The sequence below is a fragment of the Vibrio sp. 10N.286.49.E11 genome, from assembly GCF_041469505.1.
In the GTDB taxonomy this organism is placed as follows: domain Bacteria; phylum Pseudomonadota; class Gammaproteobacteria; order Enterobacterales; family Vibrionaceae; genus Vibrio; species Vibrio crassostreae_C.
Genome location: NZ_JBFRKQ010000050.1, coordinates 1 through 19,061, shown reverse-complemented (window position 1 = coordinate 19,061; position 19,061 = coordinate 1). Strand labels below are relative to the sequence as shown.

The following is a 19,061-nucleotide window of genomic DNA, read 5'->3' as shown; positions in this document are numbered from 1 at the left end:
TACGATGCAACGCAAATTCCTACTGATACTTGGGCTACTTCTGTTCCCATTTATCAGTACAGCTCACGCTGAAACCACTCAGAATGACGAATCGGTATTAACACTTGAATGGATTGATTTGATTCCAGAATCAGAACGTGCTCAGCTAGATTCATTTGGTATGCCGATGGTTGACCACAATAGTATGGACAAACCTCAACAATCGACACTTGGTGCTGTTCGCCCAGAGCTGAATGGCAGCACAGTCAAGATTCCTGGCTTTGTGATTCCATTGGAAGGTGATGAGAATATGATCACTGAGTTTCTGCTGGTACCGTACTTTGGCGCATGTATCCACGTGCCACCGCCGCCACCGAACCAAATCATCTACGTGAAGTTCCCGAAAGGTGCACCAATACAGCAGTTATGGGATGTGATCTATTTGGTCGGAACGCTGAAAACTGAGTCAATCAGCCATGACTTAGCGCAAACCGGTTATCTTATTGAAGGTACTGCGATTGAAGAGTATGACGACATGTAGTCATTAGAAGGGTGGCTCAAGGATGAGCTGCCGTCACTGAACGAGTGTGATCATTCAATAACAGTTTAATAACGATAATTTTCTTCTGAATTACGCGATGTAATTAGATAAGTAAGCTAGAACAGCGACATAAATCGCGAGTAATAACCCTATACTAAGCTGTTTCTTCAGCTTGTTATCATTGACTTGATTCATAACTCCTCCTTGAGAATTACAACAAATTTAACATTTTATTATCATTAACAAAAGTAAAATTTTGTTGAAACCTTCAACTCTGCTCGCAAAATCTAGCCACCAATAAGATAAAGAGTTACATTTTAGACAGTTATACCAATCACAATAAGTAAGTGTTCAGAAATAGCATAGGAAAAAGCCTTGAGAACAAGGCGGAGCTTTTTGATAAGTAGTTATTCTACAATCAAAAATTGTAGCTCAGTTATCAAGCGTTTTAACAAGCTAGGCTGAGCAATTATTTACTACGATTGGTTTTGAGTCGTCTCCTAACGGTACTCTTATGTCAAAAACCAAACAGCCAGTGATCATTGAGCATGCTAGCGACACACAGCATAAGCATGAGAAAAAGCCTCATATTGCCGACAGTGCCAGCAGAATGCTGCACATCGCACAAAGCTTCGGCCTCGATTTCTTAATTAGTCATAGTGCCAAGCCAAAGGATAAAGCTGAGAGTACGCTTATCGAACGGGCACTATTGCGAGAGAAAAAACGTAGAGAGCTTCGCCAAAAGAACCTAGAACAGATTCTAAAGTTGGCGCACTCTTCATGTAAGGATGAAGCGGCTGGAGACCCGGATCAGGACTGGTTATACCGTTTCTTCGACATGGCACAAGAGATCCACAATACATCGATGCAGAGGCTATGGGCTCAAGTACTGAAACGAGAAGTCACCAACCCAGGCTCGACGTCGATGAAGGCACTGCAAATCTTAAAAGACATGACACCAAAAGAAGCGTTAACCCTACAAAGGGCAGCATCACTGGGTTGTAGCTTTGGTAGCGATAACAGCAGAAAGCTCTTACTCGGCTTTAAATCTCATGCTGGGCTATTCAACTTTGGCAAAAGGGACACCACCAACACCATCAACCTTGGTGGGCACAACCTGCCCTACTCCAGCTTGCTCCACTTGATAGAGCTCGGGATTATTCTGGGCACAGAATTAGAATCCGGAGAGATTGATTTCGATCCAGCCCTGCACCTAACCTATCAAGGTAAGAGCATGTCACTGGCACCATTATCAAAAGGCGTGAAGCTGGTTTACTACCGATTCAGCCCTACAGGCAATGAGCTTTGTACCTTGCTCGGTAACAAGCCAAACACGCAGTATTACGATCAACTGATTGCACTATTGAGCCAGAAATTCACAGTACAGACAGAAGTGAAAAGCAGCGTAAATTACACCATCTAGACACTCGACGGAGCTAAAATTGACGGTGTAAAAAGTGAAGTATAGAGAGGAATAAAGAGAATCTAGAGGATAGGTTTCTTGTCTCGGTAAACTAAGGCTGCACTATTTATCGGTCGTGAATAAACAGATAAACAGCTGAGTAGCCTTAGTCATACCAACGATCTCAGTTGGCTAAGATATTTCGCTTCTCCAACGCATCAATACACAGTTCGACCAATTCATCGAGTGTCTTCTCACCTGCAGGTAGATCAATCTCAGGGTTCAGAGGCGCTTCGTACACTGAACTAATACCTGTGAAGTTCGGGATTTCTCCGGCACGTGCTTTCTTATACAGACCTTTAGGATCACGCTGTTCGCAAACCTCTAATGGCGTATTGACGAACACCTCAAGAAACTCACCTTCCGGCAATAAATCTCTCACGAGTTGCCTTTCAGCTTGATGCGGAGAAATAAAGGCTGACAACACGATCAAGCCTGCATCTGCCATCAATTTAGCAAGCTCACCAATACGACGGATGTTCTCTCGACGATCTTGCTCAGAGAAGCCAAGGTCACTACATAATCCATGACGCACATTGTCGCCATCCAATAAATAAGTATGGTAACCAAGCTGTGCCAAGCGATTTTCTAATGCTCCAGCGACTGTCGATTTACCAGAACCAGACAACCCCGTGAACCAGAGCACGGCTGGCTTTTGTGATTTCAGATCCGCGCGAAATGTTTTATCAATCGAGTGTTGATGCCACACAACATTCTCATCTTTGGATTTGAGTACTGCGGTCATAATTAGTCCTTTAAATAAACAGCATTAAAATGGGAAAAAATAAGGAATTAGGGTCAGCACCAAGCCCGAATATACAATCGAGATTGGAATGCCGATACGCAGATAATCCGTTAAATGGTAATTACCTACGCTATAAACAAGTAAGTTGGTTTGGTAGCCGTATGGAGAGATAAAACTGGCACTGGCACCAAACAGTACCGCCATGATGAACGGCATAGGGTCAACGCCATAACCTACTGCCATACTGTAGCCAATCGGAAATGAGAGTGCTGCAGCCGCATTATTGGTCACCAGCTCTGTCAAAACCAAAGTCATAAAGTAGGTAGCAACTAACGCACCGAATACGCCCCAGCCATTAAACGCCTCCATAAACATCAGCCCCATCCGCTCAGATAAACCCGATGAAATCATCAGTTGAGCAATAGAAAGTGCAGAGCCCACGATCACCACAATATCAACTGGGAAACGGCGGCGGAGCTCACCCAGTTGCACCACGCCAAATGCCACCAGCAACAGTAGAAAACCAGCTAAGCCTTTGATAATAGGTACTGCATCGATAAGGGCTAAACCAATCACGCTAGCAAAGCCGAGCAACACGAACGTCGATTTGTCGGCATCAAGCTTGGCACTCGAATCTAAGTCATTCATCAACACAAACTCTTTGTTGTGTTGTTGGCGCTGTTCTTCAAAGCGTTTACCTGGAACCAAAATCAAGGTATCACCAGCGGTCAATGTGATATTCCCTAGCCCACCTTCTAGGCGTTCATGGCCACGACGAATAGCAACCACAACCGCATCGAAACGGTCTCTAAACTGGCTAGTTTTCAGGGTTTTGTTACAAAAACTTGCTGATGAACTCACCACAACTTCAACAAAGCTCTGGCCATTCAAATGATGCTGACCAAACAGAGTCAGTCCTTGAATTTCTTGCAGTGTCGCCACGCTCTCAACATCACCACAAAACAGCAATCGGTCACGAGCTTGAAGAATAAAATCAGGGTCAATCGACGCGGTGGTTTTACCGTCTCGAATCACTTCGGCTAAGAACAGTTTTCTAAGAGCTCTAAGATTATTTTCACTGACGCTACGGCCAACTAATGGAGAACCTGGCTCCACTCTGGCTTCTAAAAAGTAAGGCAGATCATCTTGAGAACCATCATCGTAGCTGGGTAAAAAATAGCTAAGAGGAATAAGGATCAACACGCCGCCGATCAAAACAGCTAAACCGATCAAGGTGGGTGTGAAAAAGTTTAAGCTCGGCAATCCGGCATCTTCAACAAAGCTATTGATGATCAAGTTGGTTGATGTGCCGATCAATGTCAGGGTGCCACCTAAGATGGCAGCGTATGACAAAGGGATAAGTAACTTAGACGGCGCGTGCTGTTGATTACGTTTGATCGCCCCGATCAAAGAAACAACCACCGCGGTGTTATTAGTAAAAGAAGAAAGTAACGCTGTAGAAATACCCAACTTCGCAACCACGGTACCTAGCCTACCTTCAGAGATATTGCGGCTAACCCAGCTGATTAAGCGAGTTTTCTCCAACGCACTTGATGCGAGGATCAGAAGAATTAAAGTCAGTAACGAGGAGTTAGTGAAGTTATTAGCCAAGCTCGACAAGTCGATCATGCCAGCCATAAAAGCAATAAACGCCGCGCCAGCAAAGATAAAGCTTGGCTTAATACGGGTAACGAGCAGGCAAGTAATGATGCCGAGCAAAATCGCTAATACAAATCCTTGTTGCCACATATACCCGTCCTTTATGGCGGAAACGATCGGTTTCCGCCTGATTCAATAAGCTGTTACTTGGTCGTTTATGACTTCAGTAGTTGGCTTAGATCTTTGGCATCCCAATGAGGGAAATGTTTGCGAACCAATGCGTTGAACTCAAGTTCAAATGCAGAGAAGTTACCGACTTGCTGTTCAACAGAGTCCAAACGGTCTCGAATCAAACCCGCGCCAACCGTCACGTTGGTTAGTCGGTCGATAACGATGAAGCCACCGGTATCCGCACTTTCACGGTATTTATCCAGCGCGACAGTCTCGTTCAGTGACCATTCACACAAGCCAATGCCATTCAATGGCAACTCATCGACAGCGTGAGTCGATAGGTTGTTGATGTCGTATTGGTGACGAACCGTTTCAACCTGACCAACGGTTTTCTTGCCTGCGATCTTGATGTCGTAAGCTTTGCCCGGTTGCAATGGTTGCTCTGTCATCCACACGATGTCAGCCAATACGTGGTTAGTGGATTCAATCTGCGCGTTTTCTAGCACAATCAAATCACCACGACTGATATCAATCTCATCTTCAAGGGTCAGTGTTACTGCCAAGCCCGCTTGCGCAGACTCCAAATCACCATCAAAAGTTACAATGCGTGCAACCTTAGAGGTTTTACCCGACGGCAGCGCCTTGATTTCATCACCGACACTGACACGGCCAGAGGCAACGGTGCCAGCAAAACCGCGGAAGTCTAAGTTAGGACGATTGACGTACTGAACTGGGAATCGGAATTCACCTGCCGAACGCTTTTGGTCAATGTCGACGTTCTCTAACACTTCTAGCAGAGATGGGCCTTCGAACCATGCAAGCTCTTTACTTGGTGCAGCAACGTTGATGCCTTCAAGCGCCGATACTGGCAAGATCTGAATATTGGTTTCGCCTTCTAGGTTTTCTGCAAACTCTAGGTATTCATCGCGAATTTCTTCAAAACGATCTTGCGCGTAATCCACGAGATCCATCTTGTTTACAGCAACGATGAAATGCTTCAAACCAAGCAGGTTAGAGATAAACGAGTGACGACGTGTTTGATCCAGAACGCCCTTACGAGCATCAATCAAGATCACCGCCAGATCACACGTTGAAGCGCCTGTTGCCATGTTGCGCGTATACTGCTCATGCCCAGGAGTATCAGCAATAATGAACTTACGTTTTTGAGTCGAGAAGTAGCGGTAAGCCACATCGATCGTGATCCCTTGCTCACGCTCAGCCTGCAGACCATCAACAAGCAGTGCCAAATCAGGTTTCTCACCTGTCGTTCCCACTCGTTGGCTATCCGAGTGAACCGCCGCTAGCTGATCTTCATAAATCTGTTTTGTATCATGGAGTAAGCGACCGATTAGCGTACTTTTACCGTCATCTACCGAGCCACAAGTTAAAAATCTAAGCATAGATTTATGCTGATGCTGACTTAGATAACCTTCAATCCCTAGTTCAGCCAATTCGGCTTCTACTGCACTATTCATTTTTCTTTCCTTAGATTCTTAGAAATAACCTTGGCGCTTTTTCAGCTCCATAGAGCCCGACTGATCATGGTCAATCGCTCGACCTTGACGCTCACTAGACGTCGCCACCAGCATCTCTTCAATAATGCCCGTTAGCGTATTCGCCTCAGATTCAACCGCTCCGGTTAATGGGTAACAGCCTAAAGTACGAAAACGAACGCTTTTCTCTTCAATCACTTCACCTTCTTGCAGCTCCATACGGTCATCATCAACCATGATCAGCATGCCATCACGCTCAACTACAGGGCGTTTGTCTGAAAGGTAAAGTGGAACAATATCGATGCTCTCTAGATAGATGTATTGCCAGATATCGAGCTCAGTCCAATTAGATAGCGGGAAGACACGAATGCTTTCGCCCTTATTAACCTGACCGTTGTAGGTGTGCCAAAGCTCTGGACGCTGGTTTTTTGGATCCCACGTATGGTTCTTATCACGGAAAGAATAAACACGTTCTTTCGCACGAGATTTTTCTTCATCACGACGCGCACCACCAAAAGCCGCATCGAACCCATACTTGTTTAACGCCTGCTTAAGGCCCTGTGTTTTCATGATGTCAGTGTGCTTCGAAGAACCATGTACAAATGGGCTACAACCCATCTCAATACCTTCTGGGTTCTTATGTACTAAAAGGTCGAAGCCGTACTTTTTAGCCGTACGATCACGAAACTCAATCATCTCGCGGAATTTCCAATCCGTATCTACATGCAATAGCGGGAATGGAATCTTGCCTGGATAAAACGCTTTGCGAGCTAAATGAAGCATCACAGAAGAATCTTTTCCGATGGAGTACATCATCACTGGGTTATCAAACTCAGCCGCCACTTCACGGATAATATGAATACTTTCCGCTTCGAGCTGTTTTAGGTGGGTTAAACGTTCTTGGTCCATTTCAGTGCTTCCTTTAAGGCTCGCGTTACGAGCAATTCATTACTTGGTCTTGCCAAGCATGGGATTTAACTCATCCACTTGAGTGAATGGGAGTATTGGCACTAGAAGAAAACAGAAGCTTCGTGTTGAGCTATCCTTGCTATTCGTCTGCCTGATACGTCCTTGATATAGGCATTATGACGAGCCTCTCATATTACTGGAAATTCTAAAATTTCATTTTTTATTCGAAAAGCTGATAAGGGATTGAATTTATCGATAAGCAGGTGAAATGAATGGACTAATATTATCGATATCAGTTGCACATCGATTAATCAGGTTTGGGAGGCGTCTTGCAGAACACCATAAAGTAGTCGATCTAAGTCACGAATTAACATTCGTTGTAATCATTGTTTCATTCCATTTTGTTACATTACGCAACGAATTTTCTACTATCCACTTTGGAGCTACAAAATGAAAGTTGCAATGAAACCTTTGTCATTGGCTGTACTTGCGGGTCTTGGTTTGACTTTAGCAGGCTGCACAACAACACCAGATACCGATGAAGTGATTAAATTACGTGTCGTAGAAACGACGGATATCCATACCAACCTAATGGATTACGACTACTACAAAGACAAGCCATCGAAAAAAATTGGCTTAGCACGTACTGCAACTCTAGTAAAAGAAGCTCAAAACGAAGTAACCAACAGCGTATTAGTTGATAACGGTGACTTGCTGCAAGGTAGCCCAATGGGTGACTACATGGCAGACAAAGGCATCGAAGTAGGCGAAGTTCACCCTGCATACAAAGCTATGAACCAGCTAAGCTACGACGCTGCAAACCTAGGTAACCACGAATTCAACTACGGTCTTGATTTCCTAGAAGAGTCAATCAACGACGCTGATTTCCCGTACATCAGTGCTAACGTTTACGACGCAAAAACCAAAGAACACTACTTCACACCTTACATCATCAAGACGCACACGTTTGAAGATACTGCAGGCGTAGAGCATGAAGTAAAAGTCGGCTACATCGGTTTCGTTCCACCACAAATCATGACGTGGGATAAGAAGAACCTTGAAGGTAAAGTAATCGCTCGCGATATCATTGAGACAGCTAACGAGTTAGTGCCTCAAATGAAAGCGGAAGGCGCTGAAGTTATCGTTGCTATCCCTCACTCAGGCGTATCAACGGACCCATACAGAAATGGCGAAGAGAACTCAACGTTCTACCTATCTGAAGTAGACGGCATAGATGCAATCGCATTCGGCCACTCTCACGCAGTGTTCCCAGGTAAAGGTTTTGATGACATTCAAGGCATCGACAACGAAACTGGCACAATGAACGGCGTTGCAGCAGTAATGCCAGGTCGTTGGGGTAGCCACGTTGGTGTTATGGACCTAACACTTGCACAAAAAGACGGTAAGTGGGAAGTAGTAAAAGGCCAATCAGAAGCACGCCCTATCTACGACAAGATCGAGAAGAAATCACTTGCAGATGCTGATGAAGGCATCGTAACAGCACTAGAAAAAGACCACGCAGGTACTCGTGAGTTTGTTAACCAACCAATTGGTAAAGCAGACGACGTGATGTACAGCTTCCTGTCTCTAGTACAAGACGATCCAACAGTGCAGATTGTTAACCTTGCACAGAAAGATTACGTTGAACAGTTCATCCAAGGTGACCCAGACCTAGACGGTACACCAGTACTTTCTGCTGCTGCGCCATTCAAAGCCGGTGGCCGTAAGAATGACCCAGCGAACTTCACTGAGGTTGAATCTGGCCAACTGACATTCCGTAACGCGGCTGACTTATACCTTTACCCGAACACGCTAGTTGCAATGAAGGTAACAGGTCACGAAGTAAAAGAGTGGCTTGAGTGTTCTGCTGGCCAATTCAACCAAATCGATGTGAACTCAACAGCACCACAACAGCTGATTGAGTGGGATAACTTCCGTACTTACAACTTCGATGTTATCGACGGTGTGGATTACCAAATCGACGTAACTCAGCCTGCGAAATACGATGCAAACTGTAAAGTGGTTAACCCTGATTCTCAGCGTATTGTTGGCCTAACTTACCAAGGTAAGCCAATCGACATGAAGCAAGACTTCCTGATCGCAACCAACAACTACCGAGCTTACAGCGCTAAATTCCCAGGCACAGGTGAAGACTTCATCGCATTTGATGCACCAGATGAGAACCGTACTGTACTGGCGAACTACATCTCTCGCGTAAGCAAAGAGCAAGGCCAAGTGAGCCCAACAGCTGACAACAACTGGTCATTCGCACCAATCAAAACGGATAAAAAGCTAGATATCCGCTTTGAAACATCGCCAAGTGAGAAAGCGGCACAGTTCATTAAAGAGAAGGGTCAATACCCAATGAAACGTGTTGCCACTGACGATGTTGGTTTCGCTGTTTACCAGATTGACCTAACTAAATAGATTGCTTAAGTAATCAATAGTTAACCTTCTAAAGGCTGAGTTTAACGACTCAGCCTTTTTGTTTTCTTCTCAATATTCATGCAAAAATCTTAGGTTTCTAACCCTTTATCATCCTCTGATTCTGCACCGAAACCGCATAGTTCTAACCACTCATTGCATCCAATCAACACAAAAAAGCGCTAATTGTCTGTAAGTTTTTCTCTGCTCCTCGTGTCTATTTAATTTACTACACTCAATGAATGGTCATTAAGCCATTCATCTATAGGATAGAAAAGGACATTTGATGAGCACGGTCGAGAGCATTCAAGCATGGTTACATTCAGGGGAGGAGTCGCTGCTATGGCTGATGCTTGGCATTATCGCGCTTTCTTACCTGCTTGAAGATCTTGCGATTGTTACCGCTGCCGGTTTAGCCACTCAAGGGCTCATTCCTCCTCAATATGCTCTGCTTGCCATTTTCATCGGTATTGCCACAGGTGACTTGGGCCTCTACTACCTAGGAAAATCAGGACGTTACTTCCGAGGCGTTCGATATAAAGCCCTCACCAATAAGTACTTTCGTTCGCTTCGTACCAAATTACGCCAAAACGCATTCAGCAGCCTTTTTGTTATCCGCTTTATTCCTGGGCTACGCACCGTTGGTTTTACTCTGAGTGGCTTTTTCGCCATCCCACTGCCTACTTTCTTATTTGCCGTCATCGGCGCAACTGCGCTCTGGACTGGCATTGTCTTCTCTGCCATCTACTATTTAGGGACATCAGCCTGGCTGCAAGCCTCTGAATATCAATGGATCATCATCCCGTGTGCCATCGTTTTGCTGTTTATCGGCAATCGATTAATGAATAAAACCTACTCTAGAGGGCTATCATGAGTTCACCGCAAGATATTCGCATCATTCCCGCACATCAAATTAATGCAGGTATGCCTCTGCTTGAAAAAGATACCGTGCGAAGTGTCTCTCCTTATGAGTTTCTTCCGACTTGGTTCTTCTACACGCCAGTGGTCATTCAAAGCCTGATGCAAGGGTTACGGCACTTTGACTGGGCGCTGCCGCTCATCGCCAATCCAAGCATTAAGTTAAGCGGCATGGTAGGCGAATCAAAACATGAGATATTGAGCCTTGCCGGATCTTCAAGTCAGCGTTGGATCTCACCGTTTATAACCCTAACCAAAACGGATCTCGGCAGTAAAAAACAAGCCGAAGACGCACGCAGCGCACTCATACAAACGGATCTTGATTTCCCTATCGTGGCTAAGCCGGATCTTGGCTGTCGAGGTGTTGGCGTTAAGCTGATCAACAACCAAGTTCAACTTGAGCAATATGTCGAATCTTTCCCAAATAATGCTCGCTTTCTACTGCAAAAAAAGGCGCCTTATCAAGCCGAAGCGGGTGTTTTCTACGTTCGTTACCCAAATAAAAAGCAAGGTGAGATCATCTCGATCACACTCAAATATGCGCCAATGGTGATGGGTGATGGCAAGTCGACACTCAAGCAGTTAATTGAAAACAGCCCGCGCGCTGGGCAACTCAGCCACCTGTATCTACCAAGGCATGAAGATAAATTGGATCAAGTGCTCGCAGAGGGTGAAGAGTTCCAACTCGCGTTTGCAGGCAGCCATAGCCGTGGCTGTATCTTCCGAGACGGTAATCAATACATCACTCAGGCTCTAACAGAACGCTTAGACGAGATATTCGACGACTTCGATGGCTTTCACTTTGGTCGACTCGACGTCAAGTTTAAAGACATGTACAGCCTAATGAACGGTGAGGATTTCACGATTCTTGAGGTCAATGGCGCAAGCAGTGAGGCTGGACATATCTGGGATCGCAACACCCCATTACGAGAGATATTTTCTACGCTACTCCTGCAATATCGCATTCTTTTTGATATTGGCGCTCAGCAAAAACAACGAGGCCACCAATCCCCTTCTTTCAAGAGCTTATTTGCGGCGTGGCAAGAAGAGCGACGTCTTGTTCAACAATATCCGACTACCGACTAACTTTGCACGAGGATCATGAATGAACCCCATAGCCCAACCGAGCGCCCTTACTTCTTTCTCTCCTAGTATCAAGGGAGCGGTAGAGATATTGAATCAGGGTCTAGAGTTTTTGTTAGCGATTTCTGACAGCGATTACCTGACACGAGCAAAGCCACACGTTACAAGCTCTATCGGTGAACATACTCGTCACACACTGGATCTTTTTCACGCCTTGATTTTAAAAGAGGATGAGGCCGTTGATTACAACACTCGTCGTCGTGGTCATCCTGTCGAATACGACCGCTCTATTGCAGTCAAAGAGATCCACTATGTGATCAACTGGCTTGAACGATTAGACCGTCGAGATCTCGAAGCGCCTATCATGATCCAAACCGAGGTTTCGATGGATGCTCAAGTGTTCGCAAGCCTGCCTTCAACGCTCGAAAGAGAGGTCACCTTTGCCGCACTGCATGCCAATCATCATTACGCGATGATCAAGGTGATCACCACCTTCCTAGACGTCGAGACCTGCAACACCTTTGGTTATGCCCCAACCACCAACAGCTATCTGAGGGAGCAATAATCATGTGTTCAGTATCTTGGCTGCTTGAAGAGAATGGTTATCAGGTCTTTTTTAATCGTGATGAACAAAAGACGCGAGCACTGGCAATGCCACCCAGACAATATCGAGTCAACGGTGTCGATATCATTATGCCACTCGACCCAACTGGCGGCGGTAGCTGGATAAGTATTAATGAGTTCGGGCTTTCGCTATGCCTACTCAATAACTATCAAGGCACAGTGCCCGTTGGTCCTTTAGTAAGCCGCGGTTTGCTACTTAAAAACCTATCATCGAGTCGTAATATCAGTCAGCTATCTGAAGCGTTTCACAAGCTAGACCTACACTCTTTTGCCCCATTTACCTTGCTAGCTTTCGCGCCCAATCTAACCCAACACAATGGTCTGGTTATCGCCTACATGTGGGATGGTATTCAACAGAAAATAGTCGACACTGATTCTCCACTCTTCTCATCCGGTGTTGATTTAGAGCGAGTGCAAGCCTACCGACAAGCAAAATATGATCAGCTCATGGCGGCAGGTAAGAATCAACAGAACTTACTGATGTTCCACTCTCACCATCACAATGAGCAACCTCATTTAGCGACCTGTATGCATCGCGAAGACGCACATACCGTGAGCTTTACACACTTACGTAACCTGCATGGTCAAGCCTCTATGTTTTATGCACCCGGCTCACCATGCGAACCCATTAAACCATGTCAGATAAATCAGCAGCGCTTTACCTTTGATTTATCACCCGCAATCAATCTATAGATGGAGTCCATCATGAGAAAACTATTCACCATGGTTCTGCTACTTGTTAGCCCGTACGTATTTGCCGCCGATGAAATCTACACTGGTTTCTTTAGCAGTAAGGCGCTCGATGGCTACGATACCGTCGCATATTTCACTTCCGGTAAGCCCATTGAAGGCAGTAAAAAATTCAGCACTGAGTACAAAGGGGCGGATTGGTATTTCTCTTCTGAAAAGAATCTGACTTTATTTGTTAATAATCCTGAAAAATATGCCCCTCAATATGGTGGCTATTGCGCTTGGGCAGTATCAGCGAAGAGCGACTTTGCACCGAGTGACCCACATCAATGGACGATTGTTGATAACAAGCTTTACCTCAACTACGACCAAGAGATTAAGCAGCGCTGGGAACAAGACCAAGCACAGCATATTCAACAAGCCGATAAAGTTTGGCCGCAACTGATTAAGTAAGGTAATTTCATTATGATTGATAGCCCTTTTCGTTTACCACGTTACACGCCTTTTGGTTTAGGTGAGTCTGTTGTCGAGTGGGCAACTGGGCTATCTAAGCTAGACCGACTCTACCAAGATCGTAAAAACGAGTTATCTAGCTTCGAATTCATGAATTACACTCTGTCGGCGCTCAATATCGACTACTCGGTTGCATCGGGAAGCACGGAAAACATCCCGGAAGAAGGGCCTGTCGTGATTGTGGCGAACCACCCGCTTGGCGCCATCGAAGGCGTGATCCTTGCCGATCTCGTAGGATCAGTAAGAAAGGATGTGAAGGTGCTGGCCAATGAGTTACTTAAGCGCCTGCCTGAACTGGATGATCTTTTCATCGGTGTCGATGTCTTTAACAGTAAAGAATCGAAACGCACCAATGCCAAAGCGATTCGAGATGCCAATCGTCATTTGGCTGATGGTGGACTATTGATTGTATTCCCAGCAGGTGAAGTATCAAGCTACCGTAAAGGGGCAAAAACACTGACAGACATCGAGTGGAGCAAGTCGGTAGCGAAATTCGTCAAACGTCACCAAGCCACCACGGTACCTATCTTTATCAATGGCAAGAACAGTGAGCTTTTCTATCAAGCGGGTCGTGTTCATCCACTGTTGAGAACCGCTCTACTCGGGCGTGAACTTCTTAATAAACAAGCGACAACTATCTCTATCTCGATTGGCTCATCGATTCCATATTCAGAGATAAAATCGTTTGAAAAAGAGATGGATATCGTCAACTACCTACGACTTAATACCTATCTAATGAGTCAACAAGACAGCCCGAGCACGCCCATCCACGCACCTTCTTTTGATACCCAAGTGATTGCGCCTATTCCGCCAGAAGTGTTGGCAATAGAGGTCGATTCTCTTCCGGAAGATATGAAGTTACTTGAGCAAGGGAACTTTGAGGTCTACTGCACACCAAGCCAATCCATTCCTAACTTAATGCGCGAGATTGGTCGAGTAAGAGAAGAAAGCTTTAGAGAAGTAGGAGAAGGCAGCGGGCTGGCCTGTGATTTAGATGAGTATGACCTTTACTACCATCAACTGTTTGTGTGGAATAAAACCAAGGCAGAACTGGTTGGCGCGTATCGACTCGGTATGGTCGACAAACTCATCGCTGAGCACGGGCTTGATCAGCTCTACTCTCGTAGCCTGTTTAACTACAACCAAGAATTCATTGATACTCTAGAAAACAGCATTGAGCTTGGGCGATCGGTAGTAAGTAAACCTTACCAAAAGAGCCTGAACTCACTGTTACTATTGTGGAAAGGCATTGCGACCTTTGTGTCTCGTCACCCTCAATATACCCATCTGTTCGGCCCAGTCAGTATCAGCAATGATTACAGCCACAATGCACGTCTGTTGATCGCGACCACGTTATCAATCCACCATTATGATGAGGAAAAGGCGAATTTGGTTTCACCTTCGTCACCACTCAATACCAGCAGTCATGTGTTCTGGCAAAATCACCTGCTCTCTTCACTGGCGAGTGTGCCTCTGCTCTCTAAAGTGTTAGCACGCATGGAGCAAGGTAAAGGCCTGCCGGTACTGCTGCGCCAATATCTAGGGATGAACGGTAAACTGGTGTGTTTTAATGTCGACCCATCGTTTAATGATGCCTTGGATGGCTTGATTGTGGTGAACCTTAAGAAGGTTCCATTGAAGACCTTAGGTAAATACATGGGCAGAGAACTTGCTCAAGATTACCTAGAGCAACACGCACGCCTCTGATTTATCCTGCTCTGTACCTCTCTCCAAATAAGTGCGATGATTTCGGCACTTATTTGGGATAGGTTATTTTCATGCACACCTCTTTTATCGAACAACTGCAAAGCTTCGACTTCTCTGAAAGCCAGATTGAATCTCTACTCGCTGTCGCCAAGCCACTTGAGCTGCCAACCAGACACATCTTGATCAATCAAGGTGAGATGGCGAGTTCAATCTACTTTGTACTTGAAGGCTTGTGCCATGCCTGCTACCTCACTGATGATGGTAAGCAATACAGCAAAGAGTTCTATTGGGAACAAGATTGGATCATCGGCTTTGAGAGTCTGATAAAGAACCAAGCCTCTCCTTACCTATTAGAAACGCTGACACCCATCACCATGTTAGAGCTGCCAATGAATGCGGTTATCGAGTGGCGTGCATCAAATAATCCTTTGTATTTAAAGCTGTTAGAAACACAACTGATGCATAAGGAAAACAAAGAACGCTTCATGCTGCTCTATACACCAGAGCAACGCTATCAGCTGTTCTTCGAGCACTATCCCGACCTTGAGCAGCGCTTGAACGACAATCAAATTGCAGCCTACCTAGGAATAACCGCAATCAGCCTGAGCAGAATTAAAGGTCGAATTAACAATAGTTAATGCCAACAATCATCGCGCATAGTACATTCAGAGCATCGATAATCTCTGGATGTAAACATGATCACTTGGCACTCAATTCCTTTTTCTGAACTCTCAACACAACAGCTTTATCAACTACTTAAATTAAGAGTCGATGTATTTGTGGTCGAGCAGACTTGTCCTTATCCAGAGCTGGACGGTAAAGATACACTCGCGGGTGTTGAGCACCTGCTTGGCTATGCTGATGAAGAGTTGGTAGCGTGTGCACGTTTATTACCACCAGGTACCTCTTACGACAACACCAGCATCGGTCGAGTCGCAACCAAGCAATCGGCAAGAGGTGGTGGCTTGGGGCATCAATTAATCAAAGAAGCATTAACACGCTGCGAGGCTCTTTGGCCAAATACGGCCATTGATATTGGCGCGCAGCAACACCTAGAAAACTTCTATGCGAGCCACGGCTTCAACACCATCTCGGATATGTACCTCGAAGATGACATTCCTCATATAGACATGAGATTAGAAAAATAATAACGAATATCACTTCCGGTATTCTATTGTTGGTTGCAGGTAACTTGTTTGCCTCGCTTTCCGACGTAGCGGTAAAGCTGTTAAATGGCGAAGTACCGCCCTTACAGTATATTTTTTTCCGACAGTTGATATCTCTGCTCATCATCACCCCTTTGTGGCTACAGCAGAAAAAAGAACAACGGCGCTTACAGCAGGCTAAGGTAACCTTCATTCGAGGTCAGTTAATTCTGATCGGCAGTGGGTGCATGGTAGTCGCGATCACTCACTTGTCTTTGGCAACCGCCAACGCAGTATTTTATGTCGCGCCTTTACTGATGTTGCCGATCTCAATGTTGCTATTGAAAGAGCAACCGGCACTCGGCAAGGTTATCGGCACAACCATAGGTTTTATTGGTGCATTGATTGTCTTGAGGCCATCACAATTTCATTGGGCGGCGCTGTTTGCTTTGGGGACAGCACTCACCCTAGCACTATTTAATGTACTCGTAAGAAAGCTTCCTAGTGAGCAAACGGTGGTCACTACGCTGTGGTGGACAACCTTATTCTCTATTCCAGCCTCATTAGTACTGTGCTTCTTATACTGGCAGCCAGTGTCTGTGGAGCATTTGGGATACATAGCCCTGAGTGCGACGCTAATCTTAAGTTACAACGGCCTTGCAGTTGCTGCCTATCAAAAAGCACACTCTAGCCAAATTGCCTTGGCTGAGTATTCAGGATTGGTGTTTGTCGCGCTAATAGGTGCAATATGGTTCGATGAGATTCCGGATACATTAACCTTTCTCGGAATCATGCTTATCATCTTGCCACTCGCCCCTTTCAAGCGACCAAAAAAAAGAGCTAATGCTTAGCTCTTTTCTATCGTTTATCTGTGTCTAGCAAAGCGCTTTAACTCAGGCTTACTGTTCATCTACTTACTGCGACCAAAGCCACCATCGGATAAGCGGAAGAACATCACCGAAGTATCGCCTTTCTCTAGCTGAAGAATGTCCAACTGCCCAGTTTCAGCAAGTTTGAAACGAACCAGTTGGCCTTTACGAATCTGACTGAGTGGCTTATCTGCACCTTCAATACGCACTAACGCATTCAAGTCAGACAATGGCAAATCGTTGTTTCGAAAAACCTGCGCTAACGTATCCCCTTGCTTAACAAGGTACTCCTGCCAATTTTTGTTACTCGGTTCTAATGAGCTGTTCTTGGCATTTTGCTGTTCGCTTAAGCCGACGGTGTTTATTTCAAGCTCAACGCGCGATGTTGTTGGAGCTGTGTCTACTTTAGGTTCTGGTAGCGGCACAAAAAGTAATATCAGTACGATCGGAGAAATCACCATCAACAGTCTTTGGTGTAACTTCGGCAATGAACCCCAAGTTTGCGCTGTCGAGGTTTTCATTTTCTTCACATCGATCGAACTCAATTTCTCTTTGACCTGATTCAGTCGATCCTTGATTTCTGCTAAGTGGTCAACTTTCTGTTTTTTCTTTTGACGACGATTCATACCACTGCGTCCTATACATTGAATAACTACAGTATAAAAACCAAAGTACCAACAGTATAGATCTTTCCGTCACAACAAGGCCCAAAGCGAGAAAATTGACATGGCTGTGATTTGGGCACGGTAAAGCGCAAGTGATCAGGGACTAGCCGTTTCTTCACGCTGCTAATACTGGTATTCTTACCCTTTTCGTACTGACAAAAAGAGTGACTTTTCATGTCTGAAGTAAAATTTGAAACTGTAGAGCAAAAAGCTAGCTACGGTATCGGTCTACAAATGGGCCAACAACTTGCTGGTTCTGGTCTTGAAGGCCTAAACGTTGACGCAATCGCTGCTGGTATCGCAACAGCTCTAGTTGGCGACATGCCAGCTATCGAAGTTGACGAAATCAACAACGCACTACAAGAGCTACACACTCGTGGTGAAGCTGCACGTCAAGAACTAGCTAAAGCTGCTGCTGCTGACGGCGAAGCTTTCCTAGCTGACAACGCTCTTCGTTCAGAAGTAACGGTTCTTGAGTCTGGTCTTCAGTACGAAGTACTAACTGAAGGTACTGGCGAAATCCCAACTGCAAACAAGCAAGTACGTGTTCACTACCACGGCGAACTAACTGACGGTACTGTTTTCGACAGCTCTGTATCTCGCGGTCAACCTGCTGAATTCCCAGTAACTGGCGTAATTCAAGGTTGGGTACAAGCTCTACAAATGATGCCTGTTGGCTCTAAGTGGAAGCTATACATCCCTCAAGATCTAGCATACGGTGAGCGTGGCGCAGGTGCTGCAATCCCACCATTTGCTGCTCTAGTATTTGAAGTAGAACTTCTAGCAATTCTTTAATTTTTATAAAAACCTTTAGTAAAACAAAATACTATAGGTAAATAAAATTGAAATAATCCAACGGCGATGTGACTACATCGCCGTTTTTCGTTTATAGTGAATAGGTCGATTACTTTATTACTTAAGGAAGAATAATGAAGAAAATACTCATCACTATGCTCAGCAGCCTTGCTGTCGTCTCTTGCGCTAGCACTAGCGACTCTGAACAAACCAGTTCATCATCAGATACCAACTATTCCCAACTATCCCAAACTGCACTGATGGCTGCAGTAAATATGTGGTCTCAGCAGAACGAAACAACACCGCTTGTGGATACGGTAGCTGACCAAGCTTCTGTTACCAGTGACCAAGCAGTTGGCGGTATTGGTTCAATGTTAGCCCTTGCACAAAACTCTCTTGGCACAGCCGACAACAAAGAACTCGCGACACTTATTCCGGGTATGTCGAGCCTTGAGTCTACTGGTCTATCATCGCTACTAAGCTCACAAGGTGCCGTTGAAAGTGCGTTTTCTGGATTAGGTATGGATCCATCAATGGTTACAACATTTGCACCAATCATTCTTCAAGCATTGCAGTCACAAGGTGCGACGAGCGGCCTGATGGATTCACTTTCAGCTATATGGCAATAATCGTTAGTTATTAATAGCTAGCTTAAAATCTAATAAGGGCACTTCGGTGCTCTTTTTTGTGCGTGGAAGAAAAGATATTTGAGATACGAGATACGAGATA

General features: G+C 45.2%; 19 protein-coding genes. 14 read left to right on the top strand and 5 right to left on the bottom strand.

Annotated features, from left to right (window positions below; all coding sequences use genetic code 11):
- The first annotated feature begins 4 nt into the window (after nt 1-4).
- Nucleotides 5-520, top strand: coding sequence for a DUF3299 domain-containing protein (locus AB4167_RS11410; RefSeq protein WP_017058892.1), 516 nt, complete (start codon nt 5-7; stop codon nt 518-520).
- A 514-nt stretch (nt 521-1,034) separates the two neighbouring features.
- Complete coding sequence (locus AB4167_RS11405) at nt 1,035-1,943, top strand: TIGR03899 family protein (RefSeq protein ID WP_136981962.1); 909 nt, start codon at nt 1,035-1,037, stop codon at nt 1,941-1,943.
- 163 nt (nt 1,944-2,106) lie between these two features.
- On the opposite strand, the gene cysC is transcribed toward AB4167_RS11405, so the two are convergent.
- The 4 genes from cysC to cysD form a co-directional block, all read right to left on the bottom strand.
- Nucleotides 2,107-2,727 carry an adenylyl-sulfate kinase gene (gene cysC / locus AB4167_RS11400; protein WP_017069396.1) on the bottom strand — a complete coding sequence of 207 codons (621 nt, stop codon included), beginning with the start codon at nt 2,725-2,727 and terminating at the stop codon, nt 2,107-2,109.
- A 24-nt stretch (nt 2,728-2,751) separates the two neighbouring features.
- On the bottom strand, nt 2,752-4,476 hold the full coding sequence (locus tag AB4167_RS11395) for an SLC13 family permease (protein ID WP_017058888.1): 1,725 nt from the start codon (nt 4,474-4,476) through the stop codon (nt 2,752-2,754).
- Nucleotides 4,477-4,541: 65 nt separating this feature from the next.
- Nucleotides 4,542-5,972 carry a sulfate adenylyltransferase subunit CysN gene (gene cysN, locus AB4167_RS11390; RefSeq protein WP_017058887.1) on the bottom strand — a complete coding sequence of 477 codons (1,431 nt, stop codon included), beginning with the start codon at nt 5,970-5,972 and terminating at the stop codon, nt 4,542-4,544.
- A gap of 18 nt (nt 5,973-5,990) precedes the next feature.
- A complete protein-coding gene (gene cysD / locus AB4167_RS11385) occupies nt 5,991-6,935 on the bottom strand; it encodes a sulfate adenylyltransferase subunit CysD (RefSeq protein ID WP_226088532.1) in 945 nt (314 codons plus the stop codon).
- A 414-nt stretch (nt 6,936-7,349) separates the two neighbouring features.
- On the opposite strand from cysD, the gene AB4167_RS11380 reads away from it, so the two are divergent.
- The 10 genes from AB4167_RS11380 (at nt 7,350) to AB4167_RS11335 (ending at nt 16,854) form a co-directional block, all read left to right on the top strand.
- Complete coding sequence (locus AB4167_RS11380) at nt 7,350-9,326, top strand: bifunctional 2',3'-cyclic-nucleotide 2'-phosphodiesterase/3'-nucleotidase (RefSeq protein ID WP_136981961.1); 1,977 nt, start codon at nt 7,350-7,352, stop codon at nt 9,324-9,326.
- A gap of 283 nt (nt 9,327-9,609) precedes the next feature.
- Nucleotides 9,610-10,197 carry a DedA family protein gene (locus tag AB4167_RS11375; RefSeq protein ID WP_136981960.1) on the top strand — a complete coding sequence of 196 codons (588 nt, stop codon included), beginning with the start codon at nt 9,610-9,612 and terminating at the stop codon, nt 10,195-10,197.
- Nucleotides 10,194-11,327, top strand: a complete 1,134-nt coding sequence (locus tag AB4167_RS11370; RefSeq protein ID WP_017058884.1) for an ATP-grasp domain-containing protein — start codon at nt 10,194-10,196, stop codon at nt 11,325-11,327. Before AB4167_RS11375 ends, AB4167_RS11370 begins: the two co-directional genes overlap by 4 nt.
- 19 nt (nt 11,328-11,346) lie before the next feature.
- The gene (locus tag AB4167_RS11365; RefSeq protein WP_032545608.1) at nt 11,347-11,889 is read left to right on the top strand and encodes a hypothetical protein; all 543 of its coding nucleotides are present in this window, start codon (nt 11,347-11,349) and stop codon (nt 11,887-11,889) included.
- Nucleotides 11,890-11,891: 2 nt separating this feature from the next.
- A complete protein-coding gene (locus tag AB4167_RS11360; protein ID WP_017058882.1) occupies nt 11,892-12,641 on the top strand; it encodes an NRDE family protein in 750 nt (249 codons plus the stop codon).
- Between the two features lie 12 nt (nt 12,642-12,653).
- On the top strand, nt 12,654-13,091 hold the full coding sequence (locus AB4167_RS11355) for a YHS domain-containing (seleno)protein (protein WP_102333018.1): 438 nt from the start codon (nt 12,654-12,656) through the stop codon (nt 13,089-13,091).
- Nucleotides 13,092-13,103: 12 nt separating this feature from the next.
- On the top strand, nt 13,104-14,858 hold the full coding sequence (locus AB4167_RS11350; protein WP_102394292.1) for a lysophospholipid acyltransferase family protein: 1,755 nt from the start codon (nt 13,104-13,106) through the stop codon (nt 14,856-14,858).
- A gap of 71 nt (nt 14,859-14,929) precedes the next feature.
- Nucleotides 14,930-15,496, top strand: coding sequence for a Crp/Fnr family transcriptional regulator (locus AB4167_RS11345; RefSeq protein ID WP_372103392.1), 567 nt, complete (start codon nt 14,930-14,932; stop codon nt 15,494-15,496).
- Nucleotides 15,497-15,553: 57 nt separating this feature from the next.
- The gene (locus AB4167_RS11340; RefSeq protein ID WP_017058878.1) at nt 15,554-16,006 is read left to right on the top strand and encodes a GNAT family N-acetyltransferase; all 453 of its coding nucleotides are present in this window, start codon (nt 15,554-15,556) and stop codon (nt 16,004-16,006) included.
- Nucleotides 16,006-16,854, top strand: coding sequence for a DMT family transporter (locus tag AB4167_RS11335; RefSeq protein ID WP_372136558.1), 849 nt, complete (start codon nt 16,006-16,008; stop codon nt 16,852-16,854). The genes AB4167_RS11340 and AB4167_RS11335 overlap by 1 nt, the downstream gene beginning before the upstream one ends.
- Nucleotides 16,855-16,913: 59 nt before the next feature.
- Here the strand turns inward: AB4167_RS11335 and AB4167_RS11330 are convergent, their stop codons facing one another.
- Nucleotides 16,914-17,498: a LysM-like peptidoglycan-binding domain-containing protein gene (locus tag AB4167_RS11330; RefSeq protein WP_136981957.1), complete on the bottom strand. Its 585-nt coding sequence runs from the start codon at nt 17,496-17,498 to the stop codon at nt 16,914-16,916.
- 213 nt (nt 17,499-17,711) lie between these two features.
- On the opposite strand from AB4167_RS11330, the gene AB4167_RS11325 reads away from it, so the two are divergent.
- A complete protein-coding gene (locus AB4167_RS11325; RefSeq protein ID WP_136981956.1) occupies nt 17,712-18,332 on the top strand; it encodes an FKBP-type peptidyl-prolyl cis-trans isomerase in 621 nt (206 codons plus the stop codon).
- A gap of 134 nt (nt 18,333-18,466) precedes the next feature.
- Nucleotides 18,467-18,961 (top strand): DUF2780 domain-containing protein, encoded by a 495-nt coding sequence (locus AB4167_RS11320; RefSeq protein ID WP_136981955.1) that lies wholly within the window; start codon nt 18,467-18,469, stop codon nt 18,959-18,961.
- Nucleotides 18,962-19,061 lie beyond the last annotated feature (100 nt).